Consider the following 26,523-nt stretch of genomic DNA (forward strand, 5'->3'; position numbering starts at 1 on the left):
CCCAGACGCCTGAACGGCTCGGGCCGTGATGACGCGGGGCCTGTCGGCGGGGCGGGGTACCTTTATCACATGGTTGTAGTTCACCCCTCTCCGGGGTCGCTGCGCCAGGGTCTGGCGTCTCAGCGTGGAGGCGGCACTATTCCGCCCACGTGTAGAGACGAGGACATCCGATGGGTTTCACCGCACAGCTCCTGGACGACATCCGTTCCCAGCTGGCACCCGACCAGGACTCGCTGGACGAGGCCCGGGCCCGCCGCGAAGCGGTCCGCGCCGCAGCGCTGAGCTTCAACGGCGGTCGCCGCACGTTCGCCTCCGGCTCCCTGGCGCACGCAACCGCGAACTGCCCCGTCCACCTGCGGGACAAGGGGCTGGATGCCGACTGCGGCGTCGTCCTCGACCGTCGCGTCTACCCCTGGCTGGGGCCGGACTCCTCCTCGGGTGAGGGCCCGAACGAGATCGTGGAGGAGCTGCAGTTCCACATCCAGAACGAGGTGGCACGTACCTACCCCAAGGTGGAGGTCGCCACGACCAAGCGCGCCATCCTGCTGGCGTTTCACGAGCCGCTGGCCAGCGGGCCGGACCCCACGGTCGACCTCGTCCTCGGCCTGGACCGGGTCAGCGCCCAGGGGTTGTGGATTCCGAACACCGAGACCAACGAGTGGAACGCCTCGGACCCCGAGGGGCACACCAGCCTGCTGACGGGGGAGCCCAAGAGCCTGCGCGTCACCCGGGCGCGGACCATCCGCCTGGCCAAGGCCGAGAACAAGCGCGTCCCGGACCCGCTGCTGTGCTCGTTCAACATTGAGGCCCTCGCCCTGATGTTCGTGGCCCCCGGCGCCGGGGTCCCGCAGGCCCTGGTGCGACTGTGGCAAGACGGTGCTGTTGACCTGCGGGCCCGGCTCACCCCGGACCCAGCCGGGGTGTCGGCACCGATCAAGTGCCTCGACAGGTACGCGGCCGCTGACCGGCTCGACACGGCTGCGTCCCGCCTGGAGGCGGCGCTGGCCCACGACGAGAACGAGAGCTGGGTCCGTCAGCAGCTTGCCGCCCTGTGGCCGGAGTTCGTGGCCGGCAACGGCAGGGAGGTCACCAAGGCCCGCGCTCTGGCCGCGTTGAAGGGTGCGTCACCGCTATCGGTCACCACAGGTGGGATTCTCAGCGTCAGCAGTGGGCTGGGACTGAAGAGCCCGCGGTCGTACGGGACGCTCCGCTGAGGGGTCGCCCGCCCCGGGCACGGCACCCGAAGTCGTGGCTGCAGGACTACCCCACCCGGTCGCGGGTGGAGGCCGAACTGCGTGCCGCCTACCCCGACCTGCGCGTTCGGCGTCGCCGCGCCGAACGTTCTTGGATCCACGTGTACACCGCCACGGTGGCCGTACCCGGCTACCCGTCGCGCGTCGTGACCGCAGAGTTCGACCGCCGCCTCGCCAGTCACCCCGAGGTGTACGCGGACGGGCCGACTGAGTCGCCGCACCGGTTCGACGGTCGCGGTGGCACACGCCTATGCGTCTGGTATCACTCGGACCCGCCGGAGCGTCGCTGGGTCCCCGACGACGGACTGCTGCGCCTGTTCGGCATGGTGCAGACGCACCTGCTCAAGGAAGCGTGGTGGCGCGAGAGTGGGCAGTGGGTCGGGGACGAAGCCCCGCACCCTGCACGCCCAGACCAATGTCGACTGAACCAGGCACGACCGGACCACACGAAGGGAGACACCCTGTGACCGCGACACCCTCGCCCACCACCACGGCTTCTACCGTCACCATGACCACAACGGAGGTCCCGTCAGCCCCGCCGGCCGCGACAACGGCAAGCACCGAAGGTGCCGGGGGCGGGGTGCTGGGGCTGCTGCTGACCGGCGCCGTCCTGGCCGCCGTCATCGGCGCCATCGTGAACACCGCCTTGGCTCGGCGCAAGAGCCTGGAGGAAGAACGTGCCCGGGTGCGGGGCGTCTTCGCCGAGGCGTTCGAGGCGGTTGCCGCTTACAAGGAGTTCCCCTACGCAATTCGCCGTCGGCGCCACGACGAGCCCGAAGCCGAACGGGTTCGTATCGCCGAGGCGATGTCCGGCGTCCAAGCCAAGCTGTCCTACTACCTCGCGTGGACAACTGCGGAGTCTGCGCAGGTCGGCGACGCGTACGCCCACCTGATCAAGGAGCTTCGCCGGGTCGCCGGGACGGCCTGTCACGACGCGTGGCTCGCGCCGGCCGCGACCACCGACGCCGACATGAACATTCCCCCCTCTGTGGTCGACCTGAGCGGGCTAAAGCCGCTCGAGGACGCTTACGTGGCGGCGTCACGGGAACACCTTCAGCAGTTGCTGGCATTTCGGTCCCTGCTGCGGGGGCGGAGCGGTTCGTAGATCACGTACAGGCGCAGCTGGCGTTCGGCGATCAACTGGCCGTCGACGTCGAATGGTGGCGCCGAGCCGCGCGGCCGACCGCGCGTCCCAGCATCTAGACCCATGGCTTCCCCTCTCAGATGGTCGACAGGCGGCGAAACGGGTCAGCCGCTCTCGCGGCGGTGGGGGACGGCCGCTCTCGCGGCGGTGGGGGACGGCCGCTCTCGCGGCGGTGGGGGACGGCCGCTCTCGCGGCGGTGGGGGACGGCCGCTCTCGCGGCGGTGGGGGACGGCCGCACGCGCGGCGGAAGGACACGGCTGCTTATCGGCGGTCTTGGGCAGCGAGTGGCTCGCTTCATGGTGGACCGACCGGTGGTTTGATAGGCGACACATACGGAAGGAGCCCGCTGTGCGGCTAGGACAGGTTTCAATGCCCGAGGAGGTCTTATCGGCCCTCGACGATGAGCGCTTGGTCATCTTCACCGGCGCTGGCATCTCGCTGGACGCACCCTCGTCCCTTCCGACCTTCCTCGGGCTGGCGGAGAGCATCGTCGAACGCGTGCAATCCGACATCGTCCCGAACTCCATTGAGTGGCGAGACCGGCTGGACACACTGCTCGGCCAGTTAGATGAAGATTCCGGCATCGCGGTCCACGACCTCGCCCGGCTGCTGGTTAGCACACCTGGCTCTCGGCCGAACGCCAACCATCAAGCGTTGGTACGACTCGCCGCCCGCGGGGTTCCACGTATGGTGACTACCAACTATGATCTGCACCTCTCGACAGTCGCGGACTCGCTAAGCCTTCACCTTGAAACGCATCGCGCGCCTGCCCTACCACTCGGTCATGACTTTGGCGGCCTCGTCTATCTCCATGGCGCCGCGGATGGGCCTTCCGATCGCCTAGTTGTCACGGACCGCGATTTTGGTCATGCCTACCTGCGTCAAGCTTGGGCTACCCGGTTCCTCAGCGAACTGTTCCGCAATTACACCGTGCTCTTCGTCGGCTACAGCCACAGCGATCTTGTGATGCGCTACTTAGGCCTCGCTCTGGGTCGAGATACAGCGCGGTACGTGCTCACCCATCAGCCTCAGGACCCAATGTGGGCGCGTTTAGGTATCACCGCGGTGGGTTACCCAGTGGTAAACCATGACCACAGTGCGCTAACCGAGTGTCTAGCCGCGTGGGCTGATCTCGCAGAGATGGGGCTGTTAGACCACAGACAACGCATCAGGAGTCTCATTGACACTGCCTCGGAACTCTCGCCCCCGGAACAGTCCTATCTCGAGGCATCGATTCGCCGACACGACCGCGTTGACTTCTTTTGCTCCGGCGCCAAGAGCCTCCAATGGCTCTCATGGGCCGCGAACCAGCCTGTCTTTCAGGCCTTATTCAGTGCGGATCAGCCTGACGACGAGGTCCTCCGCGGGCTTGCCCAATGGTTTGCACACACCTACGCCGCCTCGACAGCAGAGCACAGCGAAGCTGCTTGGAGCACCCTCACCAGTGCTGGCGGAGAAGTCAGCATCACCCTGTGGCACGCGCTTGCACAAGCGCTGCACTCCACCAAAGAGGGCCCTCGACCAGCGCACTTCCGTCGGTGGCTCCGGCTCCTCATGTGGCAGGACCGACCTGAATGTCAAGTTGACTTCCTCCAGTACGCCCTCGTAGATACCGACCCCGAGGAGGACCCCGAGATCGCCCTTGAGCTCTTTGAGCATCTCATCGAGCCCCGGTTGCTTCCCAAACGTGGCTACGGGCTGTTCGGCCCCACTTTGGAAGCAGCCACACGCGGCTCTGAATACTGGTTGACCGAAAGCTGGATCAAGGTCATCAGGCCGATGCTTCCCTCTCGCGCAACTGACATCCTTGCCCTTGCCGAGGCGTCCATTCGGAAGCACTACACCCTTGAGACCGCCATTGCGGGCAAATCCTGGGACCACTTCGCATTTCGACGCTCAGCCATCCAGCCCCACGCGCAGGATCAGTATCGCAAGCCACTTGACGCCGTCATCGACGCCGCGCGCGATAGCATCGTTTCGATGGCATCTGATCGGCCCGCAGAAGCTGCCCGCGTGCTGCAAAGGTGGTCCGCGAGCCGACAGGCGTTGTACAAACGTCTCGCTTTGCATGCATACACGGTCTCCGATCTGCTCACGCCCGACCAAAAGCTGGGTCTAGTTGTCGCCAATGACTTGCTCCCCGATCGTGAGGTGGCCCAAGAGCTCTACAAACTTGTCGGCGCCGCAGCCCCGCAGGCGGGGCGAGAGGCCATCGACTCTTTGGTTCTGAAGCTGCCTCTTGAAGGGACAGATGACGTCACCCGCTACACGCGCTTTCAGTTGTTCGCTTGGCTTCATAAGCATGGCGCTAGGTCCGAAAGGCTCACTGCGGCAATCGCACAGATGCAAGAGATCGACCCCACGCTCACGCCCGAGGAACACCCGGGCTTCCGCAGCTGGATGGAGGTTGGGTGGCGGGAGAGCGCCCCGCCCATGACCACGCAGGACTTCCACCGCAAGGTCCGTGACGATCCCAAGGCCGCGACGGCGTACGTCCAGACCTTCGAGCCCTTTCCATATCCGCGTCAGGACGTGTCGAGCCTGGAGGACGCCTTGAGCATGCTCGCCGACACAATCCGCATGCATCCGGGCGACGGCTTTGCGCTTTGGCCCCATGTCCACGGGGCACCAGAACTGCAGGACACGATCATTAGGGCATGGACGTTCGTCGATAACCCGGACGATCAAGTCCAGATCATAAACCTGCTCCTTGACTTAGACCTAACTCTTCACTTGAACGCCATGACTCAGTTCTTTATGAGCGCTAATCGTGACGCCCCCGAGCGATGGGTTGGCAATCCGTTCACAGAGGAGTTGCTCTGGACCACATGGGAGGCAACAGTCGCCAAATCCGAGGATGACCCGACCGGAGACTGGGTTAGCCGGGTGATCAACAGCCCAGCGGGCTGCATCGTTGATTTCTGGTTCCAAACCTTCTATCAGGCGTGGGCCAAGGAACGCGATCACTGGACTGGTCTTCGAGAAGATCACAGCGCGTTCTTGGACATGGTCCTCAGCGGCAATTCACCGCAACGCCTCACAGCGCTTACCCAGATAGCGGGACGAATCCATCACCTCTACGACGTCGACCCAGAGTGGTGCCGCAGCGCTTTGCTCCCACTCGGCAATTGGGATACCGACCCACGCACAGCGGCGGCTTTCTGGTGGGGCGTACTTAGCTTTGGCCGATGGAATCTCAAGCTCCTCGACGATGGACTCCTCGATAGCCTTCTGTCCACGACGGCCCGACTCACTGAGTTCGGCAATGATCAGCGGCAACGGTGGGCCGGCATGCTCGCATCGGTTGCCCTCACAGCCGACCCCACAGCGGAGCCCGTCTGGGTGAATCGGCTGACGGCGGCCGCCTCCGTGGAACAACGAACCGCATGGCTTCAGTCCATCAGTGAGCAATTCCGTGAGCTGCCCCTTGAGGCCAGGGGACAAGCTTGGCAGATCTGGATCTGCGACTATTGGGCCCAAAGGAACCGGGCAGACCCTATGGTTCTCACTGCCAACGAGGCTTCCGAACTCGCCGAGTGTGTGCCTTGGCTGCCAGCAGCGGAGTTGGGGAAAGGAGTAGCCCTGACCGTGGAGTCGCCTGCAAGGCTAAACGCCCATGCGGACTTTCTTTCAAGACTGCCGGAAGACTTTCTCAAGCAGTCATCTGAGCTGCTGTCACCCTTCTTGACGGCACTTATCAAACGCACCGTAGAGCCGTTCTACGGCGACTACTATCTGCGCCCCCTTCTCTCCGGTTTAGTTAAGCGACCGGGCGACTGGAACGCGCTTCGTGAGGCTGCTTTGCGTTTGGGAATATCCCTTGACTGAAGCGCTGCGAGCATAATCCATCTGGGCACCTCGCGGCCGCTCGCTGCTGCGTCATAGTGGGCGGTAGGACGCAGGCGCCTCCGGACGTGTCGGAGGGCGGAGTGCGGACTGCCGTTCCGTCAGCCTCCGGCGGGAAGCGGTTCCGCGATGCCTGCATTGGCCGATCGACGCGCCCTGACGTGGAGCTGACGGCCAGCCACGCTTTGGGGTAGTGGTCCCGCGGGAGGCGCCGTAGTGGGAACGGCGCGGGGTCAGGGTCCCGGAAAGGTCGGTCGGTAGGGCTGTGACCTGGGTCTTTACGTGGGTGTGACCGGCGTGGCGTGTGGGACGGGTGTGGCCCCAGGGGCTGAGATGGAAGTTCTTCAGGCCACCGTCTCAGCAAGGACCACACCCGCCGATGTCATCTTCGCCGATCACCCCTGCCGCCACGCAACCCGAGCGGGGCACTCGGGTCACCCACCTTCTGGAGCTGCTCGAGACGGTGCCCGACCCGCGTGATCCCCGGGGGGTGCGCTACCCGTTGGCGGGGATCCTCGCGGTGGCGGTGACCGCGGTGATGGCTGGAGCGCAGTCGTTCGCCGCGATCGCTGAATGGGCTGGTGACTTACCCCTGGACCACCGGACCAGGATCGGGCTGGGCGTCGTGGCCAGCCCGGACGAGCCGACCCTGCGCAAGCTCTTCGCCCGCGTCGACGCCGACGCACTGGACCGCGTCCTCGGGGCGTGGCTGTGGACCCGCACGGACGACGTGAACGGGCAGCGGGTCATCGCCCTCGACGGGAAAACCGTCCGCGGTGCCCGCACCGCGACGACGAGCGCACCGCACCTGGTCGCCGCGCTCGACCACACCACCGGGACCGTGGTCGGGCAGGTCGCCGTCGCGGTGAAGAGTAACGAGATCCCCGCCGTACGAGACCTGCTCGCGTGTTTCGACCTCACCGGTGTCGTCGTGACCGTCGACGCCATGCACACCCAGACCGACACCGCAGACGCGATCACCACCGCCGGCGGCGCGTACGTCTTCACCGTCAAGGGCAACACCCCCACCCTCCAGCGGCAGCTCAAGGCCCTGCCCTGGAAGGACGTCCCGCCGCACACCACGACCGTGACCAACCGTGATCGGCGGGCGACCCGCACCATCAAGTCCCTGACCGCCCCGACCTGGATCGGCTTCGCCGGCGCGGCCCAGGTCGCCCAGCTCCGCCGGACCGTGACCCGCGCCGGGACAAAGACCGTCGAGGTCGTGTACCTGATCACGTCCGCGACCCACACCACCGCCCCACCGGCCGTCCTCGCCTCCTGGGTCCAAAACCACTGGGCCATCGAGAACCGGCTGCACTGGGTGCGCGACGTCTCCTTCGACGAAGACCGCTCCCAGGTCCGCACCGGCCACACACCCCGGATCATGGCCACCCTGCGGAACACCGCCATCAGCGTCCTGCGCCTGACCGGCTGGGACAACATCGCTCAAGCCCTACGACACCACGCCCGCGCAACCCCGAACGAGCCCTCACATGCCTGTTGACCTGCTAAAACGCGACCTTTCCGGGGCCCTGGGCGCGGGGTCGATCCAAGAGTCGTTGAGGCTGATGTCCAGGCCGGCCATGTTCAGCTGAGCGGCGCCGATGGTGACCCGTCGCATCCGTGTGCTCTGAAACGGAGCATCGGAGGACATCGTGCACCAGGGCACACCACTGAGATACGACGACCGCGTCTTTGCGGGCGCCATCCCTGGTGTCCTTGTCGTTTGGGGAGCGCTGTGGTCTGGTGCAGCCCTGTCCTCCGTCCTGACTGGGCGAGGGGTTCCGGCGGTCTCGTCTGCGGCTCCGCTCCTGGCACTCCTGACCCCCGGCGACCCGGCACGCGCTTGGGGCCATCCGATGGCGCCCCCTTGGCTGTACTGGTCCTGCACCATCGCGGTTGTCCTGGTCGGCGTGGCGCTGGCCGCCTTGGCGTATCGCCTGCGGGTCGCGACACCGCGGGTCCCGGACATCCCCGAGGGCTGCGCCCCGGCGCGGATCGTCCGGCGGGTGGCCGGGGACCGGCAGTTGTCGGCCCGCGCCCACATCCTGCGGCCCGGATGGGCCCCGTCTACGATCACCGGTGTCGGGTTCCAGCTCGGCACGTCCCGAGGCATCCGGTGCTTCTCCTCCATCGAGGACTCGGTCATCGTCCTCGGACCGCCGCGATCGGGCAAGGGCCTCCACCTGGCGATCCCGATGATCCTCGACGCACCCGGTGCCGTGCTCACCACGAGCACCCGCCCGGATAGTCTCGCCGTCACCCTGCACGACCGCAGCCGAAGGGGGCCGGTGGCGGTGTTCGACCCGCAGGGCCTCGCGCCCGGCATCCCCTCCGCGACGCGCTGGTCCCCTATTCGTGGCTGCCATGACCCCCACGTCGCCATGGTCCGTGCCAAGGCGCTCACCGCTGGAACCGCTGCCGGCACGACGGACTCGACGTTCTGGCAAGCCTCCGCCGAGCAGGCCGTCCGCTGTCTGCTGCACGCCGCCGGACTCGGCGAGGTCACCACCGCCGACCTCTACCGGTGGTCCCTGTCCGCGGTCCAGGCGCGGGAGGCGACGATGATCCTGGCCACCCACCCGGACGCGGCCACCGCGTGGCACCAGGCGTTGGACGCGATCATCAACTCCGACTCCCGCCAACGGGACTCGGTCTGGGCCATGGTGACGATCGCCTTCACTGCCCTCGCCGACCCGAAGGTCCTGGACGCCCTCTCGCCGACCCCAGGTGAGGAGTTCGACCCCGAGACGTTTCTACGGGGGGGCGGAACCGTCTACCTCCTGGGGACCTCCACCGGTACCGCTGCCACCGCCGGCCTGGTTGCTGCGTTCGTCGAGGACGTCGTCGAGACCGCACGCCGTCTCGCCGCCAGATCCCCGGCCGCCCGGCTCAACCCGCCGCTGACCTTGGTCCTGGACGAGGCGGCCAACTACTCGCTGCCTTCTCTGCCCTCCCTGATGTCCGACGGCGGCGGGACGGGCATCAGCACCGCGGTCGTCCTGCAGTCCCTGGCCCAGGCGCGAGACGTGTGGGGCGAACACGCCGCGTCGGCCATCTGGGAGGCCGCCATCGTCAAGGTCATCCTCGGCGGCGGCTCCAACGCCCGCGACCTGCAGGACCTGTCCACCCTGGTCGGACAACGTGACGAGCACACCACCACCAGCAGCCACACCGGGGATGGACACCGCTCCACCTCAACCTCCACCCACAAGGTCCCGATCCTCGAGCCTGCCGCGTTGCGGACCCTGCCGTTCAGCACCGCGATCCTGCTGCTGCGCTCCGCGCCACCGATCCACCTGACCCTGCGCCGGTGGACCGCCCGCTCGGACGCCACCCAGCTCACCGCCGACCGAGCCGCCGTCGAAGAGGATCTGCGTGCGGGCCAGCGTGCTTGACCCGCCAGCCGCGTATGCCGTCCGGGCGTCACTCCCCGACGGACACCCCGCTCGTCGCCCGCCACAGCGACAACAGGGAGCGCGATGAGTGCCCCAGGGCACGGTGAACCAGACGGGTTCCGGCTCACCGCCGCCGTTCACGTGCCGTCTCTGGACGAGTACCAGCGCGACGCCCTCCTGACCGACCTGCGCGAATGGGTCGCCCAGCTCGTCGACCGGTTCTCGATCGAGGTCCGCGTCATCCCGCCGTGCTGGGAGCGACACAACGGCATGCTCGAGGCGCTGGCGGCGCTCCGCGACCACGAACGCGCCTCGTTCGCGTTGACCGCGGCACCAACCGAGGCGGTCGACTGGTTCCGCGCCTACCGCGAGATCGAGGCCCTGCTCAAGGAGCTAGCCGCACTGACCCAGTGCTCAGTCCAGGAGCACCGCGACGCGGGCCGGCGTCGGTAACCCGTGAGCTGAGTGCGCAATGGGTTGGCGGGCAACAGTTTCCAGTGCCCAACGGCCCGCTTGGTGCCCCCTCACCACGGTGGACGTAGAGGAACGCGGCACCGGGCCGTGTGGGAAGGGCCACCATGTTTGACACCACGCCTGAGCACGGCCACCAGCGCGCGCAGCTGCTGAGCTTGGCCCTCGGCGCCCAACGCGGGATGAACCACGACCACCCCGCCGACTACTGGTACCTCAAGGGCACCCGCAACGCGGGCATCTATGCGGTCGCCGTGCTGGCCACCGGTTGCCTCGGCGACTCGGCCCGAGCCGCCGACGGCCGTGTCGACGACCTCATCACCAACGGGGCACAGGACGTCGCCGACCTCATGGCCGCGCTCGACCCGAGGCCGCAGGCCGAGGCCGAGGCCCGCAACGGTCTGACCTGGACCGGCCCGGTCTCTTTCGAACAGGTCACCTCCACATACCCCGGCATCGACCACGCCCTCGGCGCCCGGTGGGGCGTACAGCAGGACATCCGCCTCTCCCATCGGCGACCCCGCGACGGCACCGACGGTCTGCTCTACGCCTACGACCGCACCTGGGACGAGTACACAGTCCTCGCCGACAGCATCGACGCCAACACCGTGGAGACGGCGGTAGCCGCCGCGCTGGCCCTCGATCCGCACCTGCCGGTCGACCGCTTCGCCCACGTGGTGCACGACATCAGGGCCGGGCGGTCGGCCCACGGAGCGGCGCCGGATCTAGGACCGGTGCTTTGATGAGCACCGCCACGGTCGACGTCGACCGGGTGCGCGACCAGCACCCCATCGAAGACGTCGTCGCCGACGCCGGCGTCGACCTCCACCGGGCGGGTAGAGGCTGGATGGGCCGATGCCCCTTCCACGACGACGCCACCGCGTCCCTGTCTGTCGGAGGCGTCGCCGACCGGTTCCACTGTTTCGGGTGCGGAGCGCACGGCGACGTCATCGACTTCGTCCGGCTCCGCTACGACCTGCCCTTCCGCGACGCCGTCGCCCGCCTGAACGGGGCCAGCACGCCAGCCCGCACTGCGCCGGTCATCGCGTTGCGACCCGGCCCGCCCACCGCCGACATCTCGGCCCAGCGGGCACGGGTCATCAACGAGCTCGCCTGGTCGTACTACACCCGGCCCGTCGGGCACGCCGTCGCCCTCAGCTGGCTGCGCCACCACCGAAGCATCGACATCGACGCCCTCGAATCCCACGCCGGCGCTGCCATGGCAGGACACAGCGGATCCGGCTGGACCGGCCTGACCGATCACCTGCGTAGCGAAGGGATCACCGACGCGGAGCTGCTGGCCGTGGACCTGGCCCAGACGACCCGACGAGGCACCCTGATCGACACCCTGCGCGACCGGCTCATCCTGCCCATCAGGGACCACCACGATGACCTCACGGGGTTTGTCGGCCGGGACACCGCCGGCAACCCACGAGCACCCAAGTACCGCAACCCGACCCACACCCCCACCTTCGCCAAGGCGAGCGCGCTCTACACCCCACGCTCCGGCCGCTGGGCTCGCACCACCATCATCGTCGAAGGGCCCCTCGACGCCCTCGCCATCGCCGCGTCGAGCGCGACGGCCAACCGGCCCGGGGCGATCACCGCTGTCAGCGCGTTGGGGACCACCGCCACCGCCGCCCAGGTCAACCAGGTCGTCACCCACGCCCCCGGGCACATCGTCATCGCCCTCGACGCAGACCCCGCCGGCCTCGAGGGCACGAAGCGGTGGGTCGACGCCGTAGGCCGCGGCCATCACCGGCCCGCACTGGTCACCCGGCTGCCCGACGGGCTCGACCCCGCTGACTGGCTGGCCCTCCACGGACCCGACGGCCTGGCCGCGTTCGACCCCGACGCCCGCCACACCGGCCTCAACGTGCAGCCCGGCCCGGCCCAACCGCGGCCAGCGACGGCCGTCGCCACACCGCACGCCGCCCGGAACGTCGTCCACGTCTTCACCACCGCACGCACGCCCACCCTTCGCTGACGCCGGACACCCCGGCAGCCGATCGAAAGAGCACCCTCATGACCAGCACCGACCAACGCCTGCACGAGGCCGCGGGATATCTGTACCTGGCGGCAGCCGCAGCCGAACACCAGGCCGGTGACAGCCCCGCCCCCGAGCTGCTGACGATCGCCGCCCTGGCCCGCGCCACCGCCGCCCTCATCTCGCCAACCCCAGCCCAGCCCGACGCCGACGCCGACGTCGCGTCCAGCCTCACCGCCAGCCTGGAGTCACTGGAGTCCATCGAGCCCGGCGACGGGCCAGCCGACCTGCCGCTCCTGGAATGGCACATCCACGACCTGCGCCGTATCGCCACCGGTATCGCCACCCAGGCACGACCATGAGCACCACCACCGCCGCCGACCTTCTCGACCGGGCCCACGCCCTGACCCGGGACCTTCGCCGCAGCGACAACACCCCCACCCGAGGCCAGTGGGACGCGTTCGACCACACCGTCCACCGGCTGCTGACCAACCTCCTGGGCCGGCGGGGGTGCAACATCCCCCACCGGAGCGAACGCCGCAACCAGCTCCTGAGCGCGGCACTGACCTACCCACAACCGTCGCGGGGCAGAACCACTGCCGTGAACCTGGCTCCCCGGTCGGCCAGGCCGACCGGCCTCGGCCTGGTCCCCGAAACTGCGGCTGGAGGTCACCTGGATGCCACGAATGACCACGGCACGTCCACGGCGACCCTCCCCGACCTCGACCTCCCGTCCGCCACCGACCCGGACCCTCTCGCACGGCTGACCTGCACCCTCGGAGCCCTCGCCGACCTCCTCGTCGACGCATCCCCCTGGGTCGTCACCTCCGGGCAGGGCGACCTGGCTGATGCCACCACCAGGGTTCTCAGCGTGGCCGCCGTCGCTGGCCGGCACACCCTCTCCGTCGGCAACCTCGACGACGCCGACCGCGTCCTAGCCGTCGGACAATGGGCCGAGCGCTCGATACGCCTCATCGGCGAACGATCCGCCACCACGGCAACCCTCAACCGTGTCACCGCGACCCTCCCGGATCGGGCCTCTCACGGAGTCAACGACCGCCTCGAAACTGCCCGAGTCGACTGGACTAACGCAGCACAGGCCGAGGTGGGCAGGCTGATCCCTAGCGTGGACGTCCTGCGCGTGATCGCCAACCAAGGCGCCCACCTCTACGGCCTGACCGCCGAGATGGTTCAAAACGGCCCAGGCCTCGCCCGCGAAGCTGAGCTGGTGCCCGACCTCGCGGACGCCGCCCGGGCCTTCCGGGCCGCCGACCGGCAATGGGCCGGGCTCACGACGCTCACCCGCCCCACCCATGAGTTCCTCTCCGAGAGCCGACGGCTCCTGGACGCGCTCAAAGCTGTGGCAGCGCCCCCCACCCTGGCTGCCACGGCCGAGCTGGACCCGGAGCGGACCCTCAGCGACCTGGTTGCCCTCGCGATCACCACAGCCGAACTGGCGGCCGAGACCAGCGACCTGCCGATCCGACTGCTGAGATCCCACCTTCTCTTCGGCCCCGTTGACCGCCTGGCCGACCCCCTCGAACGCCTGAAACGGCGAACCGGGACGAGGGCTGTCTCCCTCGGCATCCTCGACGCACCCGACCTCCAGGCGCGATGGTTCGAGGCCGGGAGTGCCTCCCGGGCCGCCGCCCACCAGCTGGCGGTGAGGCATCCTGGACGTCGGGGTCCTGACGTCGCTCCGCGGGGATTCGCCCTCCTCTGAATCGCTCCTTGGAGGGCAGCCGACGGCCACGGGTGCCTCCAACGCGACGTGGTCGGTGCACAAGGTCGCCCGAGTTCAGGAGGAACCATGACCATTCAGGCGGAGCGAATCGTCCTCACGGTCAAGGAAGCCGCCGAACGCCTCGGAATCGGCCGCACCATGGTGTACGCCTTGGTCCGTTGCGGCGACATTGAGTCGATCGCGATCGGGCGTCTGCGGAGGATCCCGATCGATGCTCTCGATGACTTCGTCGGCCGGCTCCGGGAGGTCACCCGAAGCCATGACACGGCTGACCTTGACTGATGGGTAGCACGGGCAGGACCCGACACCACGACGACTTGGGCGCTGCCACGGGCGCACATCAAGCTTTGACTCGCCCGTTCAGCCCAGTGCCCGGGGGGGGGACATAGCGCCCACGTTAGGTAGCGTCACACCGGCCCAGATAGACGCGCCACTCGGGATGCCCAGATCTTCCGCTACGGCTTGGGCGAAGCTCATTCTGGGCGGTGCGCACCCACCCTTGCCCCCAGGTGGATACCCGGTATACCGTACGAGCTGGCGGTTACATACCGGGTATAGGGGGTCGACGATGTCCGTTCGTCAGGGACTGATGGCACTGCTTGCGCAGGAGCCGATGTATGGCGCGCGTTTGCGCGCGGAGTTCGAGACCCGCACCGGGGGAACGTGGCCGCTCAACGTCGGGCAGGTCTACACGACCCTCGCCCGGTTGGAGCGGGACGGGCTGGTCGAGCCGCTCGGGGGCACGACCACCCGTCCCGACGACGAGGGCCGCATCGTCTACCAGCTGACCGACGCAGGGCAGGAGGCCGCCAGGCAGTGGTGGATGACGCCGGTCGCGCGCAGCGACACCCCGCGCGAGGAGCTGGTGATCAAGCTCGCGCTGGCGGTGGCCGCGCCGGGCGTCGACGTGGCCGCCGTCGTGCAGACGCAGCGGACGGCGACCCTGCGCCACCTGCGCGACCTCACCCGCCTCAAGGCCGACGGCGCGGCGTCCCGGGCTGGTGCCGCGGACGACACCCTGGCTTGGGCGCTGGTGCTGGAGCACCACCTCTTCGCCGCGGAGGCGGAGGCGCGGTGGCTCGACCACGTGGAGAGCCGGGTGGCCCGGGAGGCCCTCAGCCGACCGGTGGCGCGACGACGGGGGGCGGAGCTGCATACGGAAATCGCCACTGCCACGACGACATCGACCACTCGGGGGAGCCACCGATGAGCAAGCAGACCCGCACGCAGGAGCCGTCGTCCGACGCGGTCCTCGTGCTGGACGACGTCACCCGGGTGCACGGCGGCGGCGCTACGCAGGTGTGGGCGCTTGACGGGGTCAGCCTCACCGTGCGCGCCGGCGAGCTCGTGGCCGTGATGGGTCCCAGCGGGTCGGGCAAGTCGTCGCTGCTGAACCTCGCGGGTGGGCTCGACCGCCCGACGAGCGGCAGCGTGCGCATCCACGGCACCGACGTCGGCAGCCTCAAGTCCGGTGACCTCGCTCGGCTGCGGCGACGCCGGGTCGGCTTCGTCTTCCAGGACCTCAACCTCATCCCCAGCCTCACCGCGGTCGAGAACATCGGGCTGCCGCTCGAGCTCGACGGCGACTCGGTGCGGCACGCCCGCCGCAACGCGCTCGACGCGCTGGACCAGCTGGGCCTGCGCGAGCTGGCCGACCGCTTCCCCGACCAGATGTCGGGTGGGCAGCAGCAGCGCGTCGCCATCGCCCGGGCCCTGGTCGGACGGCGTCGGCTCGTCCTCGCCGACGAGCCCACCGGCGCGCTCGACTCGCACACCGGCGACGAGGTGCTCGCTGTGCTGCGCCGCCGCTGCGACGAGGGGGCAGCCGGTCTGCTCGTGACTCACGAGGCCCGGCACGCCGCCTGGGCCGACCGGGTGGTCTTCCTGCGCGACGGGCGGGTGGTCGACTCCACCGGTGAGCGCGACCAGCCCGAACAGCTGCTGACCTCGAGCACCACGGGGGGCCTGACGTGACCGCGACGGCCGCATTCACGAGACGGGAAGCCGTCGGGTCGGAGCGGGAGGACTCGCGCTTCGCGAGCTGGTGGTCGTCGTGGCGGGTCGCTATCCGGATGGGGCGGCGCGACGTGCGCCGCCACCGGGGGCGGTCTGCGCTTATCGTCGTCATGGTGTTTCTGCCCGTCGTGGCGGTGATCGGCGGCGTCGTCCTGATCTCGAGCGAGCAGGTGTCGTCGTCGGAGCAGCTGCAGCTCGCGTTGGGCGGCGCCGTCGGGATGGTCAGGATCGAGGGTGACGGGACCGTCGCCAGCAACCAGGAGTTCTACGCGCAGCACTGTCAGCCCCAGTGCCTCGACAGCGAGCCACCGGCCCGTCGTGCCACACCCGTCCCCGGGTGGTCAGCGGGCCACGAAGCGACGGCGCTGCAGGCCCTCACCGGAGGGGCGGTCGCCCGGGTGACCTCGAGCAGTGCCCGGGCGGTGCTGGGCTCGCGTCGGGTGTCGGTCTCCGTCCTCGGGGCGGACGTTGCGGCCCACCCGTTCCTGGGCGGTCGCGCGACCTTGCTGAGTGGGCGCTGGCCTTCGAGCGCAGACGAGGTGGTCGTCACCCCGGTGGGGTCGGGCCACGGCCTGCCGACCACGGGCCGGGTCACCGCGATCCCGTCCCCCGACAAGGCGGACAAGGCCGCGACGACACCGACCGGGGCCGTCGAGCCGCGCGCCCTCACCGTCGTGGGCACGGCCACCGCCTTCACCAGCGACGACACGGGCAATGTCCAACCGGCCGACCTCGTCACCCTGCCCGACGCCCTCGGGCGCGTCGACCCCGCGACCGGAGGCACCCGCAATTTCGTCGAGCCCCTGGGGGTGCAGTACCTCCTCGACCGCCCTGCGCCCCTCACCTCTGCGGAGGTGAGCGCCCTGAACGACCACGGCCTGGGCGTGGTTGACGAGCGCCTCAACGCCGGCAGCTCCGGCTATCCCGACGACCCGAACGGAGGCGCCTTCTCCGCGTACACGGCGCTGGTCGCGGTGGGGCTGCTGCTCCTGACCAGCCTGCTGGCTGGCCCGGCCTTCGCCGTCAGCGCGGCCCGTCAGCGCCGCACCCTCGCCCTGACCGCCGCCAACGGCGCGACCACCGCACAACTGCGTCGCACAATGCTCGGCCAGGCCCTCGTCCTCGGCGTCCTCGCCGCCCTCCTAGGCGCAGCCGTCGGCCTCGGCGGCTCCTGGCTGCTGCTGCGGTGGCTCGCCCAGCACCAGCCCGGCACCTGGTGGGGGCCGTACGACGTGCCGACCGCGCCGGTCGCTATCGTCGTCGGCTCCGCCGTGATCAGCTCGGTCGTCGCCGCCGTGCTGCCGGCCCGTGGTCTCGGGCGGCTCGACGTCGTGCAGGTCATGCGCGGGCAGGAGATGCCGGCCAGGCTGCACCGCGGGCTGCCGGTCGTCGGTGCCCTACTCCTGCTGGGGGGCACCAGTGTCATGGCCTGGGGCTTCACCTACGCCGGCAACACCTCCCAGCCGCAGGCGCTGATCGGCATCACGGGCGGCGTGCTGATGCTGGTCGTCGGTGCGCTGTCCGTCATCCCGGCCGCCCTCGCCGGGCTGGGTCGCCTCACCCGTGAGCTGCCGGTCACCGTGCGCATGGCCACCCGCGACGCCGCCCGCCAGCGCGGGCGGGCCACCCCGACCGTCGCGGCCGTGATGGCGGCCGCCGCAGTCCTCACGACGGTGCTCGTTGTCACCGCGAGCAGCGCCCGCCACGACCGGCTGGCCTACCAGCCGTCGGTGCCTCCCGGCACAGCCAGCCTCTCCTTGGGCGACGGCAACGTCGACGGCGCACTCGAAGGGACTGCCGGTGCCCTCACCCTCGCGACGGTGGTCAGGGGTGCGGCGCCGGACCTGCGGGTGTCGGCGATTGCCGACGTGAGCGGGGGCGACTCCCCCACCGGGCCGTCACGGGTCGTCGCCGCCCTGCGCACCGGGTGTCCCGTCTCGGTCGTCACCCGCGACGTGACCGGACCGATGCCGGTCGACACCCCGACGATGGGCCGGTGCACCTCGCTGAGCAGCCTGATGACGGCTCCCTCGAGCCACATGCTCGTGGCCGACGCCGACTACCTCGCGCGGGCGCTCGACCTCAACGAGCGTGAGCGCGACGCCCTTGACCACGGCTCCATGCTCGTCGTCGCCGGCCCGGGCCGCCCACCCCGCACAATCGAGACTCCCGGGACGACGGCGTCCGTGGAGCCCGCAGAGGCCACCGTCGACATCGTGGACGGCACCGTGGCCATGGTCGACGCCCGCCTGGTCGCCGCCTCAGCCGGCGGCGCCGGGGCCAGCAACGGTGTCGCTGTCGCCGAGCCAGCCACCCGGGTCGACGGGACCCCCACCATGACGAAAGTGCCGGCCCTCGCCATCGACCGGTCGCGGTTCACCACCCTCCACGCGCCCGGGGCCGTCCTGACCCCCACCACGGCCACGGCGCACGGCTGGCCCACTACCCTCAGCTACACGGCCGCCTGGGACCCGGCCGGGTCGATCAGCCCGGCCGTAGAGGGCTCTGTTCAGGCTGCCCTCGACCGGCAGCTGCCCGGGGCGCGGATCTCCGTCGAGCGCGGCTACGACGGCGACCAGACCCTGCGGCTCGTGTCGCTCATCGCCATCGGCGTAGTCGCCTTTCTCACCCTCGTCGCGACCCTCATCGCCACCGCCCTCTCGCAGACTGAGAGCCAGGCCTTCTCCGGCACCCTCGCCGCGGTCGGTGCGACCCGGGGCACCCGGCGTCGGATCGCCGGGGCGCAGGCGGGCTTCCTCGCCCTGGCCGGGGTGCTCCTCGGGATCGTCGTGGGGCTGGTGCCGGGCCTGCTCACGGCCCGGTTGGACACCTCTCCGCACCACTACGACACCCTGCAAGTCGGGCCCACCGTCGTCCTGCCGTGGCTCGACCTCCTCGTGCCGGTCGTCGTGGTGCCGCTGGCCGCCGCCCTCCTTGCCGCCGCGTGCATCCGCGCCTCACCCACAGTCACACGCCGCCTCACATGACGAATAGTGACCTCATCCCGGGTCAGCCACCCGCGACTTCAGTACCCCACGTCAAGAGCGGGCGTAACCTGCCCCGTGGCGCCCAGGCCCGGCGCGGCTGGGGCCCAGATGAACGGTCGCCGGGCATCTGCCTTCCCCCTCCGTGACGGGGTGCACCTGCACCCGAGCACCGTGGTCCCAGCAGCCTCAGGACCCGGCCGCACCTGGACGGCGTGGTATCGCCGGAAGTTTGGCTGTCCGACTCCGCCGCCTGTCGACCGCCCCCGGATCGCGGCATGGGCTTACGTCGATAGGGTCGAGTCGTGGCCAAGCGTCCTGAGATCGTCTGTATCTGTGGGTCGGCAAGGTTCATGACCGAGATGCGTGCGGTGAACCGTGAGCTGACCTTCGCCGGAGCCCTCGTCGTCGCCCCGAGCGAGGTGGACGAGTCGCCCACCTCCAAGCAGAACGCCGTCCTGGACGCTCTCCACCTGCGCAAGATCGACCTGGCCGACCGAGTCTTGATCGTCAACCTCGGCGGGTACGTCGGGGAGTCGACGCGGAGAGAAATCTCCTACGCCCAAGCAGCGGGCAAGCCAATCACCTTCACCGATCCCCTCTGACGACGAGAGGGCGCTTATCGGCAATTCCGGGAGATCTCATCCGACGTAGAGACCTGCTGCAGACCGCCGCGTAGCGACTACCCCAGCGGCAACAGATCCAAAGGAAGCCTCACCCTCAGGAACGTGGGGTCATGGGTCATCAGCAGTCCCCGACGTCGTACGCGCTGTGCAGGATATGGCGGATGGTGCTGTCGGCGTCGAGGTCAGACGAGTCGAGCCACCAGCCTCGTGAGGCGATGCCCTTCCACATGGTCGCCCGCAATTGGTCGTGACCGTCGAAGGCGAACTGCTCGAGCGGTGGTCGCTGCAGGTCGCGGGCGACGCAGGTGGCGGCATCTGGATCCAGCACGACGAGTCGCAGCCGTGAACCGAGCGACGCGCGGAAGACGTCCAGCTGGTCGGCGTCCGGCACGATCCAGTCGATGACCGGGGTGAAGCCGGCGGCCATGAAGTTGGTGGCGAGCGAGCAGATGTTGTCGTTGCACAGCGCCACCTGGTGGGCCGCCTCGGCCGGCGGATCTCCCAGCGGCCAGACGTAGCCACCGACGACGAGCCGCGCGACGGCATCCCCATTGACGACCGCGGACCGGGACAGTGCACGAGCCACACCTTGGGCGACGGTCGTCTTACCGGCCCCGGGGGTGCCGGTGATGAGCACCGCGGCCCGCCCGCCATCGAGCGGACTGGGCCACGCCTCGGGGGTGGTCATGCGACCCGGGTCCCGGCGTTGGCCGTGCGGAAGGCCCAGCGCAGCGCGTCCGGCAGCAGGACCCCGCCGTGATTCGGGTTGTGCCCGCCGTCGCCCAGGACGAGCCGGAAGTCGTAGCCTGCCTCGGCCAGGGCCGCCGAGACGCGCAGGTTGTGCGCCAGCCAGTTCCGCTTCGGCTGGTCCCAGTTGAGGTCGCGGTGGCCCGCCTGCAGGAAGATCCGCAGCGGCTTGCGCTTCGTGGCGGGGATGAGCTCGGGGTAGGGGTTGCCGTCGGGCATCTGGGCGAAGCTGGACAGGAACGCGATGACACGGCCGAACTGCTCCGGCCGCAGCCAGGCGGCGGTGAAGGCGCAGCTGCCCCCGCTGCTGCCACCACAGATCGCCCGTTCGGCGGGATCGTGGCTCAGCACCCACCGGGCCTCGACCAGCGGCAGGACCTCCTCGAGGAGGAACCTCACGTAGCGCCCGTCGAACGCGTCGTACTCGGCGTTGCGGTTCTTGCGCTCATCCGGGTCCTGCACGCCGGCGAAGACCCCCGGGTCGACGAAGACGCCGATCGTCGCGGGCAGCTCGCCGGAGGCGACGAGGTTGTCGAGCACGATGCCGGCCCGCACCTGACCCTCGGGGTCGAGGTACCACCACCCGTCCTGGAACACGACCACCCGGGTCGGCGCCGTGGCGTCGTGCCCGGCCGGGACATGCATCCAGACCCGACGCGTCGTGCCCGGATAGATCGCGCTGGCTGGCAGGACGAGCTCGACGCTCTCTCCCGAGACGACGTCGGCTCGGCGCTGCGAGTCAGGCCGCAGTCGTCACGCACCTCGGCCTGGTCGATGGGCAGGGGCCGGTAGGCAACGGTGGGCACGCTGGCGAACCTAGACGCCCAGCAATCGAGAACGCCAGCGCATTCCTTCGAGCGTCCGGAATCTCGGGATGGGGAGATCGCCGATGCGTCCTACCGCCGCGGGTGCGGCGGGTCCTGCTCCGCCGCGGAGGGTGAACCCTCGGTCTCGTCTCACCGCGACAGTCAGGGGCGGGCGGGGATCGTAACGTCCGCTTCGGGGCACGTTGCGGACCACGGCGCGCCGACCGACCTCCCCTTGGTCAGAATGGCTTGGCGATGGCGCTTGTCATGGCTAGCTGGACGTCGGACGCGACCTGCGTCGGCGACCTGCCCATCGTGTAGACCGTCTTAGTCGCGAGGTGGTCGTCCAGCCCATCCCTGCTCCACCGGTCCAGCCAGTCGACCCCGTCGCGGATCCAGTCGCGCCCTTTACCGGCGACGCACCTCCACCGCAGTTCGGCGACTGAGGCGGCTGGGTCGTGGGCCGGGCGGAGGAGGACGACCGTGTGATCCTGCAGGGTCCGTTCGATGATGGCTCGCCCGGCCGGGGTGGTGACGTGGGTGTGGCCCGCTCCGAACGCGATGACGGCGTGACGATGCTCGTGCAGGAGCCGTGGGACGGCATGGGCCAGCGCCTCCTCCCACGCCAGATGCGCCCGCTCGTAGCCGGCGACCTCGATGAGGTCGGCGAAACGGGTCAGCGGCCAGCCGGCCTCCTCGTAGTACGGAAGTGAAGCCTCGTCGGCGTCGACGAACGCCACGCCCAGGGCCGACGCGACCAAGGGGCCGACCGTCGACTTACCCGCTCCCGGCGGACCGATCAGGACCAGAGTCACACCCCTAGTCAACACCGGCTGCTCCTCCGGTTGGGCCGTCCTCAGCGAGCCCTGGCCAACGGTTTTCCTGTTGGGTCTGTGTTTCTCGCAAGCGCGCCCGTCCCGGGGCGCGCGCTGTACCGCATCCAGGATGAGCAGGTGCCGCTTCGGGGACGACTCCCTAGATTGTTGGGGTGCGCCCACCCGACCCCGTCTTTGCGGACCCACGCCTCGCCGCCCTGTACGACGTCCTCGACGACGACCGCTGCGACCTCGATGCGTATGTCGACCTCGCTGACGAGCTGTGTGCCGGCCGGGTGGTCGACATCGGGTGCGGGACGGGTTCACTGGCCGTCCGGTTGGCGCGGACCGGCAGGACCGTGATCGGCGTCGACCCTGCCGGTGCCTCGTTGGACATCGCCCGGACGAAGCCGCTGGCGGAGAGCGTGACCTGGGTGCAGGGTGACGCCACCGCCCTCGTGGGACGGGAAGTCGGAGCCGACCTCGTGGTGATGACAGGGAACGTCGCGCAGGTGTTCGTCTCCGACGCAGACTGGAGCACGACGCTGGAAGCCGTGCACGACTGCCTGCACCTCGGTGGCTGGTTCGTGTTCGAGACCCGCCGACCGGAGGTCCGCGACTGGGAACAATGGCATGTCGCGCTGACGACGATTGACCTGGCTGACGGAAACAGCGTGATCGTGGGGCGGACTGTGACCGAGGTCGCTCCGCCGCTGGTGACCTTCGAGTCGCAGACGACGGTGGGTGGCCAGGTCATCGCGTCGGCGTCCACGCTGCGTTTCCGGGGCCGCGATGAGATCGAGCAGGATCTGAGCGAGCACGGCTTCGACCTCGTCGACGTGCGCGACGCACCTGACCGCCCGGGAAAGGAGCTCGTCTTCCTGGCCCACCGCGCCACCGGTCCGCGCAGAGTCGACGCCGTCCGAACCCGGTCGACAGCAGGCGAACCCTCACACCGCGTGGAGGACGTACGCCCGCATCTGCTGTGATCCGTGCGCTATGCCCCAGGTCATAGGCTGCGTCCTTCCGTCGCTATGACCGTCAAGCCGGCGCGTCAGAGGCCGGTGGCCGGCAAGGCCCGTCTCGCAGGCGGAACTGTTCGCGAGAGCAGCGGACACCGCTCGACGCCACGTCTTCCGATCGCCGTACGCGGATCCCTGCCCGGGAACGCGCGCGCAACGCGGCATGTGAGGCGCGGCCGAGGCTTCACCCGACGCAGAACTCGTTGCCCTCAGGGTCAGTCATGACGGCGAGGTCGCCGTCGTCGCGGGTCAGATTTGCTCCAAGCGACAGCAGCCGACGAACCTCCTCTTCGTGGCTTGACGCGGGACGTAGATCGAAGTGTTGACGGTTCTTCGCCGTCTTGCCCTCAGGAACGCGTACGAACCAGAGAGAGGGTCCGCCCCAACCAGCAGGTTCAACCCAGGCCCGGTCAGGGGTGCTGTCCTCATCGACATTCGAACTTAAGGCCGAGGCCCAGAATGCCGCCATCCGCAGAGGCTCGCGGCAGTCGAAGGTGACCGACTTGATGAACGAAACCATGCGGTCACGCTACGTCGAGTCGATGCCCTGTCATCGGCATATCCGTTCGTGTCGGGTGGTTGTCGCCGACGTACCACTGGAGAACCCCGGACCGGGAACGCGCTCCCAACGCGGCATGTGAGTGCGTCTCGCCCGGACGCTGGTAGCGTCGGAATCCGTGATCATATGGCTCAACGGCACCTACGGCGGAGGCAAGACTACGACCAGCGCCCTTGTGCAGGAGCTGATCCCGAACTCACGAGTCTTCGATGCTGAGAAGGTCGGCGAGACACTCATGGACATCACGCCAGGGTTGCCCAGCACGGACAACTTCCAGCACTGGCCGCCGTGGCGACCGCTCGTGGTCGAGACCGCCCGCCACGTACTCGACTTCACCGGCGGCACCTTGGTGATGCCTATGACCGTGCTGGTGGAGGAGTACTGGCGCGAGATCAGCTCGGGCCTCGCCCAACATGCCATCCCGGTGCGGCACTTCGTCCTCCACGCTGAGCAAGACACCCTCCGCAAACGCATCGAGGGCGACACCCGCCTCGGGCCCTCCTCATTCCGTCTGAACTATCTCGAGCCCTACGCCGAAGCGGCCCGCACTTTGGCTGCACGGCGAGGCCGAGGTCGTCGACACCACGCACCTCACACCCGGTCAGGCCGCCCTCCAGATCGCGGACGCCATCAAGAGTGGAGACCCGGCACGCTCAGCGGCAGATCCGGTTGTGACTTGCAGCGGTTGATGGCGCGGTTCTTGCAGCGCTATATGGCCGGGTCGATGGTGCCCTTCCTAGGCGTGGTCTTGGCCTTAGGGGGATCCGCCATTGGGACGCCGCTGCGGGCGAATTGGCTGCGGGTGCTATCCGAGGCGCTCGTGAGAAGATGCCCAGGATCACCGGACCAGGGGGGAACCACGGTGAGGGGACAATAGGACAGGGTAGGGGGATGCCGACCAGCCTTGACAGAGCTGCCTACTTCGACGGCTGGTACACCGACATGGGCAGAACACCCCTCAAGGACCAGATCGAGCAGCGCCACCTGGGACTCCCGCCGCAGCTGCTCTCGACGAGCCTGCTGACCTGGGAGGGGATTGCCGAGGTCGTCTCCTCGCTCCGGCTATCTCCTGGTGACCTGCTGCTGGACCTCGCGTGTGGTCGCGGCGGCTACGGACTCGAGATCGCGTCCCGGACGGGAGCGCGACTCTTGGGGCTCGACTTCTCGCCCGAGGCCGTGCGGCAGGCCCGGGGGCAGGCCGCCCACCTCCAGCGGCAGCCGAGTTCGCTGTCGGCCGGCTGGAGGCCACCGGGCTGGCGTCGGCCTCGGTCGACGCGGCGATCGTCGTCGACGCTGTTCAGTTCGCTGATCCTGCGCAGGCGGCGTACGGCGAGCTGGCCAGGGTGGTGCGGTCCGGTGGCCGGGTGGCGTTGACCTGCTGGGAGGCGCGCATCCCCGACGACCCGACGGTGCCCGCCAGGTTGCGGTCGCTCGACCTGCGCGAAGGACTGACCCACGCCGGTTTCACCGACGTCGTCGTCGTCGAGCGGAAGGCCTGGCGTACGGCCGAGCACGCGATGTGGATGGAGGCGGTGGCCCTCGACCCCGGGGACAACGACGCCGCGCTTCGGTCGTTCCACGACGAGGGGGTGCGCGCCCTGGCCACCCATGACGCGCTGCGCCGCGTGCTGGCCACCGCGACCGCCCCCGGGCGCTGAGTCTGACCACACGCCACCGCCAACCGGGTGCCCGGCGCCCTGACATGTTGCGCCTCAGCCACTCTCGAGCCGAGTTTGCGTGACTTCTTGGATGGCTCCTGCCGTGGCCCGGCCCACAGCGGCGCAGGGTCCCGACGGCGCGATGACGGTCTACCGGTGTGCAGTGCGTGCTAATCCGAGGCCGGCAAGACCACAGACGACGTCGAGGAACGTCAGGGACGACGACACCGTGGTCGGCGCATCACGGAACGCCTGCACCACGGCCGCGACGCTGAGCGTCAGCGCGATGACGTAAAGGCCCATCCCGACCCGTCGACGGGTCTGACCGGAGCCCCTGGTCGGTGTCGTTGTGGGATGGTTTGACCCTAGCGGTGGCGGTCAGGTCCCTCACCCGGATGGCCCGAAGGGTTGCTGCGGGAGACTCGCCCCCATGGAGATCAGCCGCGAGACCGTGCGCAAGTTGATCAGGCAACAGTTTCCGCAGTGGGCCGAGCTCACGGTGACCCCGGTGCCCGAGCAGGGAAACGACAACCGCACGTTCCGGCTAGGTGAGGAGCTGGCGGTGCGCCTGCCGAGCGCCGAGGGGTACGTCGCGGGCGTCGTCAAGGAGGACCTGTGCCTGCCGGTGATGGCGCGTCACCTCACCACCGGTGTCCCCGTCCCGGTCGCGACCGGGGTGCCGAGCGAACAGTACCCGTACCCGTGGTCGGTACGGCGCTGGATCACCGGCACCACACCCGACCGAGACCCCGACCTCGACCGTGTCGCCCTGGCCAAGGAGCTGGGCGTGTTTTTGCGCGAGCTGAGGGCGGTCCCGACGGGCCAGGGGCCAGCAGCCGGGGCGCATTCCTTCTACCGCGGCACTCACCCCAGCGTCTACGGCGACCAGGTCCAGCAGGCTCTCGGGCAGCTCGCGAACGAGGTGGACGTCGAGGCCTGCCACGCCATCTGGGCCGAAGTCGTCCGTACGGCGTGGCCGAGCGACCCGGTCTGGTTCCACGGAGACGTCGCACTGGGCAACATCCTGACCGACGGCGGGCGCCTGGTCGCGGTGATCGACTTCGGCACCTGCGGGGTGGGCGATCCCGCGTGCGACCTGGTGATCGCCTGGACCATGTTCACCGACGCCGAGCGCGGCATCTTCCGGGACGCGGCCGCGCTTCCCGACGACGCGTGGGCGCGGGGCAGAGGGTGGGCGCTGTGGAAGGCGCTGGTGACGCTGTGCGACCCGACCAGCAAGCTGTACCCGCACCAGGCGCGCGCGCTCGACGACGTCATTGCGGACTATCGGGACGACTGACAGCAGCCCGGTGTCGCACCCCGCGGCTGCGAGACCACGAGATGCTCTTGCGCGCCGCACCCGGCAACGCCGACACCGAGCCCGCTACCGGGGAGTCGTCCATCGTGACGAAACTGGGTGTTCCGGACGGGTCGTCATGTGCC

Annotated in this window: 25 protein-coding genes; 21 read left to right on the plus strand and 4 right to left on the minus strand. The window is 69.2% G+C overall.

From position 1 onward, the window contains the following. Positions 1 to 170: 170 nt before the first annotated feature. From V3N99_08685 to V3N99_08760, 16 genes are all read left to right on the plus strand, one after another. Entirely contained in the window at positions 171 to 1,214 is a 1,044-nt protein-coding gene (locus tag V3N99_08685) for a hypothetical protein (GenBank protein MEO3936819.1), read from the plus strand. A 65-nt stretch (positions 1,215 to 1,279) separates the two neighbouring features. Then, complete coding sequence (locus V3N99_08690) at positions 1,280 to 1,720, plus strand: hypothetical protein (protein MEO3936820.1); 441 nt, start codon at positions 1,280 to 1,282, stop codon at positions 1,718 to 1,720. Between the two features lie 113 nt (positions 1,721 to 1,833). Then, a complete protein-coding gene (locus tag V3N99_08695) occupies positions 1,834 to 2,358 on the plus strand; it encodes a hypothetical protein (GenBank protein MEO3936821.1) in 525 nt (174 codons plus the stop codon). A 409-nt stretch (positions 2,359 to 2,767) separates the two neighbouring features. Then, positions 2,768 to 6,226, plus strand: a complete 3,459-nt coding sequence (locus tag V3N99_08700; GenBank protein MEO3936822.1) for an SIR2 family protein — start codon at positions 2,768 to 2,770, stop codon at positions 6,224 to 6,226. 397 nt (positions 6,227 to 6,623) lie between these two features. Then, positions 6,624 to 7,751, plus strand: a complete 1,128-nt coding sequence (locus V3N99_08705) for an ISAs1 family transposase (protein MEO3936823.1) — start codon at positions 6,624 to 6,626, stop codon at positions 7,749 to 7,751. 355 nt (positions 7,752 to 8,106) lie between these two features. After that, complete coding sequence (locus tag V3N99_08710; protein ID MEO3936824.1) at positions 8,107 to 9,645, plus strand: TraM recognition domain-containing protein; 1,539 nt, start codon at positions 8,107 to 8,109, stop codon at positions 9,643 to 9,645. Positions 9,646 to 9,786: 141 nt separating this feature from the next. After that, on the plus strand, positions 9,787 to 10,098 hold the full coding sequence (locus V3N99_08715; GenBank protein MEO3936825.1) for a hypothetical protein: 312 nt from the start codon (positions 9,787 to 9,789) through the stop codon (positions 10,096 to 10,098). Between the two features lie 125 nt (positions 10,099 to 10,223). Continuing rightward, positions 10,224 to 10,859: a hypothetical protein gene (locus tag V3N99_08720; GenBank protein MEO3936826.1), complete on the plus strand. Its 636-nt coding sequence runs from the start codon at positions 10,224 to 10,226 to the stop codon at positions 10,857 to 10,859. Beyond that, positions 10,859 to 12,103: a CHC2 zinc finger domain-containing protein gene (locus tag V3N99_08725; protein MEO3936827.1), complete on the plus strand. Its 1,245-nt coding sequence runs from the start codon at positions 10,859 to 10,861 to the stop codon at positions 12,101 to 12,103. The genes V3N99_08720 and V3N99_08725 overlap by 1 nt, the downstream gene beginning before the upstream one ends. Before the next feature lie 38 nt (positions 12,104 to 12,141). Beyond that, complete coding sequence (locus V3N99_08730; GenBank protein MEO3936828.1) at positions 12,142 to 12,465, plus strand: hypothetical protein; 324 nt, start codon at positions 12,142 to 12,144, stop codon at positions 12,463 to 12,465. Further along, positions 12,462 to 13,826 carry a hypothetical protein gene (locus V3N99_08735; GenBank protein ID MEO3936829.1) on the plus strand — a complete coding sequence of 455 codons (1,365 nt, stop codon included), beginning with the start codon at positions 12,462 to 12,464 and terminating at the stop codon, positions 13,824 to 13,826. Before V3N99_08730 ends, V3N99_08735 begins: the two co-directional genes overlap by 4 nt. A gap of 87 nt (positions 13,827 to 13,913) precedes the next feature. Continuing rightward, positions 13,914 to 14,129 (plus strand): helix-turn-helix domain-containing protein, encoded by a 216-nt coding sequence (locus tag V3N99_08740; protein MEO3936830.1) that lies wholly within the window; start codon positions 13,914 to 13,916, stop codon positions 14,127 to 14,129. A gap of 286 nt (positions 14,130 to 14,415) precedes the next feature. Then, on the plus strand, positions 14,416 to 15,057 hold the full coding sequence (locus tag V3N99_08745) for a PadR family transcriptional regulator (protein MEO3936831.1): 642 nt from the start codon (positions 14,416 to 14,418) through the stop codon (positions 15,055 to 15,057). Further along, a complete protein-coding gene (locus V3N99_08750) occupies positions 15,054 to 15,821 on the plus strand; it encodes an ABC transporter ATP-binding protein (GenBank protein ID MEO3936832.1) in 768 nt (255 codons plus the stop codon). Before V3N99_08745 ends, V3N99_08750 begins: the two co-directional genes overlap by 4 nt. A gap of 152 nt (positions 15,822 to 15,973) precedes the next feature. Beyond that, a complete protein-coding gene (locus V3N99_08755; GenBank protein ID MEO3936833.1) occupies positions 15,974 to 18,850 on the plus strand; it encodes an FtsX-like permease family protein in 2,877 nt (958 codons plus the stop codon). A gap of 350 nt (positions 18,851 to 19,200) precedes the next feature. Further along, on the plus strand, positions 19,201 to 19,452 hold the full coding sequence (locus tag V3N99_08760) for a hypothetical protein (protein MEO3936834.1): 252 nt from the start codon (positions 19,201 to 19,203) through the stop codon (positions 19,450 to 19,452). A 139-nt stretch (positions 19,453 to 19,591) separates the two neighbouring features. Here V3N99_08760 and V3N99_08765 read toward each other — a convergent pair whose 3' ends face one another. From V3N99_08765 to V3N99_08775, 3 genes are all read right to left on the minus strand, one after another. Then, the gene (locus V3N99_08765; protein ID MEO3936835.1) at positions 19,592 to 20,161 is read right to left on the minus strand and encodes an AAA family ATPase; all 570 of its coding nucleotides are present in this window, start codon (positions 20,159 to 20,161) and stop codon (positions 19,592 to 19,594) included. Beyond that, positions 20,158 to 20,865: an alpha/beta hydrolase-fold protein gene (locus V3N99_08770; protein ID MEO3936836.1), complete on the minus strand. Its 708-nt coding sequence runs from the start codon at positions 20,863 to 20,865 to the stop codon at positions 20,158 to 20,160. The genes V3N99_08765 and V3N99_08770 overlap by 4 nt, the downstream gene beginning before the upstream one ends. A gap of 400 nt (positions 20,866 to 21,265) precedes the next feature. After that, positions 21,266 to 22,048 carry a shikimate kinase gene (locus tag V3N99_08775; protein ID MEO3936837.1) on the minus strand — a complete coding sequence of 261 codons (783 nt, stop codon included), beginning with the start codon at positions 22,046 to 22,048 and terminating at the stop codon, positions 21,266 to 21,268. On the opposite strand from V3N99_08775, the gene V3N99_08780 reads away from it, so the two are divergent. Further along, positions 22,015 to 22,830 (plus strand): class I SAM-dependent methyltransferase, encoded by an 816-nt coding sequence (locus V3N99_08780; GenBank protein MEO3936838.1) that lies wholly within the window; start codon positions 22,015 to 22,017, stop codon positions 22,828 to 22,830. The genes V3N99_08775 and V3N99_08780 overlap by 34 nt on opposite strands. Before the next feature lie 217 nt (positions 22,831 to 23,047). On the opposite strand, the gene V3N99_08785 is transcribed toward V3N99_08780, so the two are convergent. Continuing rightward, a complete protein-coding gene (locus tag V3N99_08785) occupies positions 23,048 to 23,383 on the minus strand; it encodes a VOC family protein (protein MEO3936839.1) in 336 nt (111 codons plus the stop codon). Positions 23,384 to 23,540: 157 nt separating this feature from the next. Here V3N99_08785 and V3N99_08790 point away from each other — a divergent pair, with 157 nt between their 5' ends. The 4 genes from V3N99_08790 to V3N99_08805 all read left to right on the plus strand — a co-directional run bounded on the left by V3N99_08790 (position 23,541) and on the right by V3N99_08805 (position 26,380). Then, positions 23,541 to 24,299 (plus strand): hypothetical protein, encoded by a 759-nt coding sequence (locus tag V3N99_08790; protein ID MEO3936840.1) that lies wholly within the window; start codon positions 23,541 to 23,543, stop codon positions 24,297 to 24,299. 14 nt (positions 24,300 to 24,313) lie between these two features. Continuing rightward, complete coding sequence (locus V3N99_08795) at positions 24,314 to 24,796, plus strand: methyltransferase domain-containing protein (GenBank protein MEO3936841.1); 483 nt, start codon at positions 24,314 to 24,316, stop codon at positions 24,794 to 24,796. Beyond that, positions 24,787 to 25,080, plus strand: a complete 294-nt coding sequence (locus V3N99_08800) for a hypothetical protein (protein MEO3936842.1) — start codon at positions 24,787 to 24,789, stop codon at positions 25,078 to 25,080. Before V3N99_08795 ends, V3N99_08800 begins: the two co-directional genes overlap by 10 nt. A gap of 430 nt (positions 25,081 to 25,510) precedes the next feature. Beyond that, on the plus strand, positions 25,511 to 26,380 hold the full coding sequence (locus V3N99_08805) for an aminoglycoside phosphotransferase family protein (protein ID MEO3936843.1): 870 nt from the start codon (positions 25,511 to 25,513) through the stop codon (positions 26,378 to 26,380). Positions 26,381 to 26,523: the final 143 nt, after the last annotated feature.

It is taken from the genome of Dermatophilaceae bacterium Soc4.6 (genome assembly GCA_039889245.1).
Classification (GTDB): domain Bacteria; phylum Actinomycetota; class Actinomycetes; order Actinomycetales; family Dermatophilaceae; genus Lapillicoccus.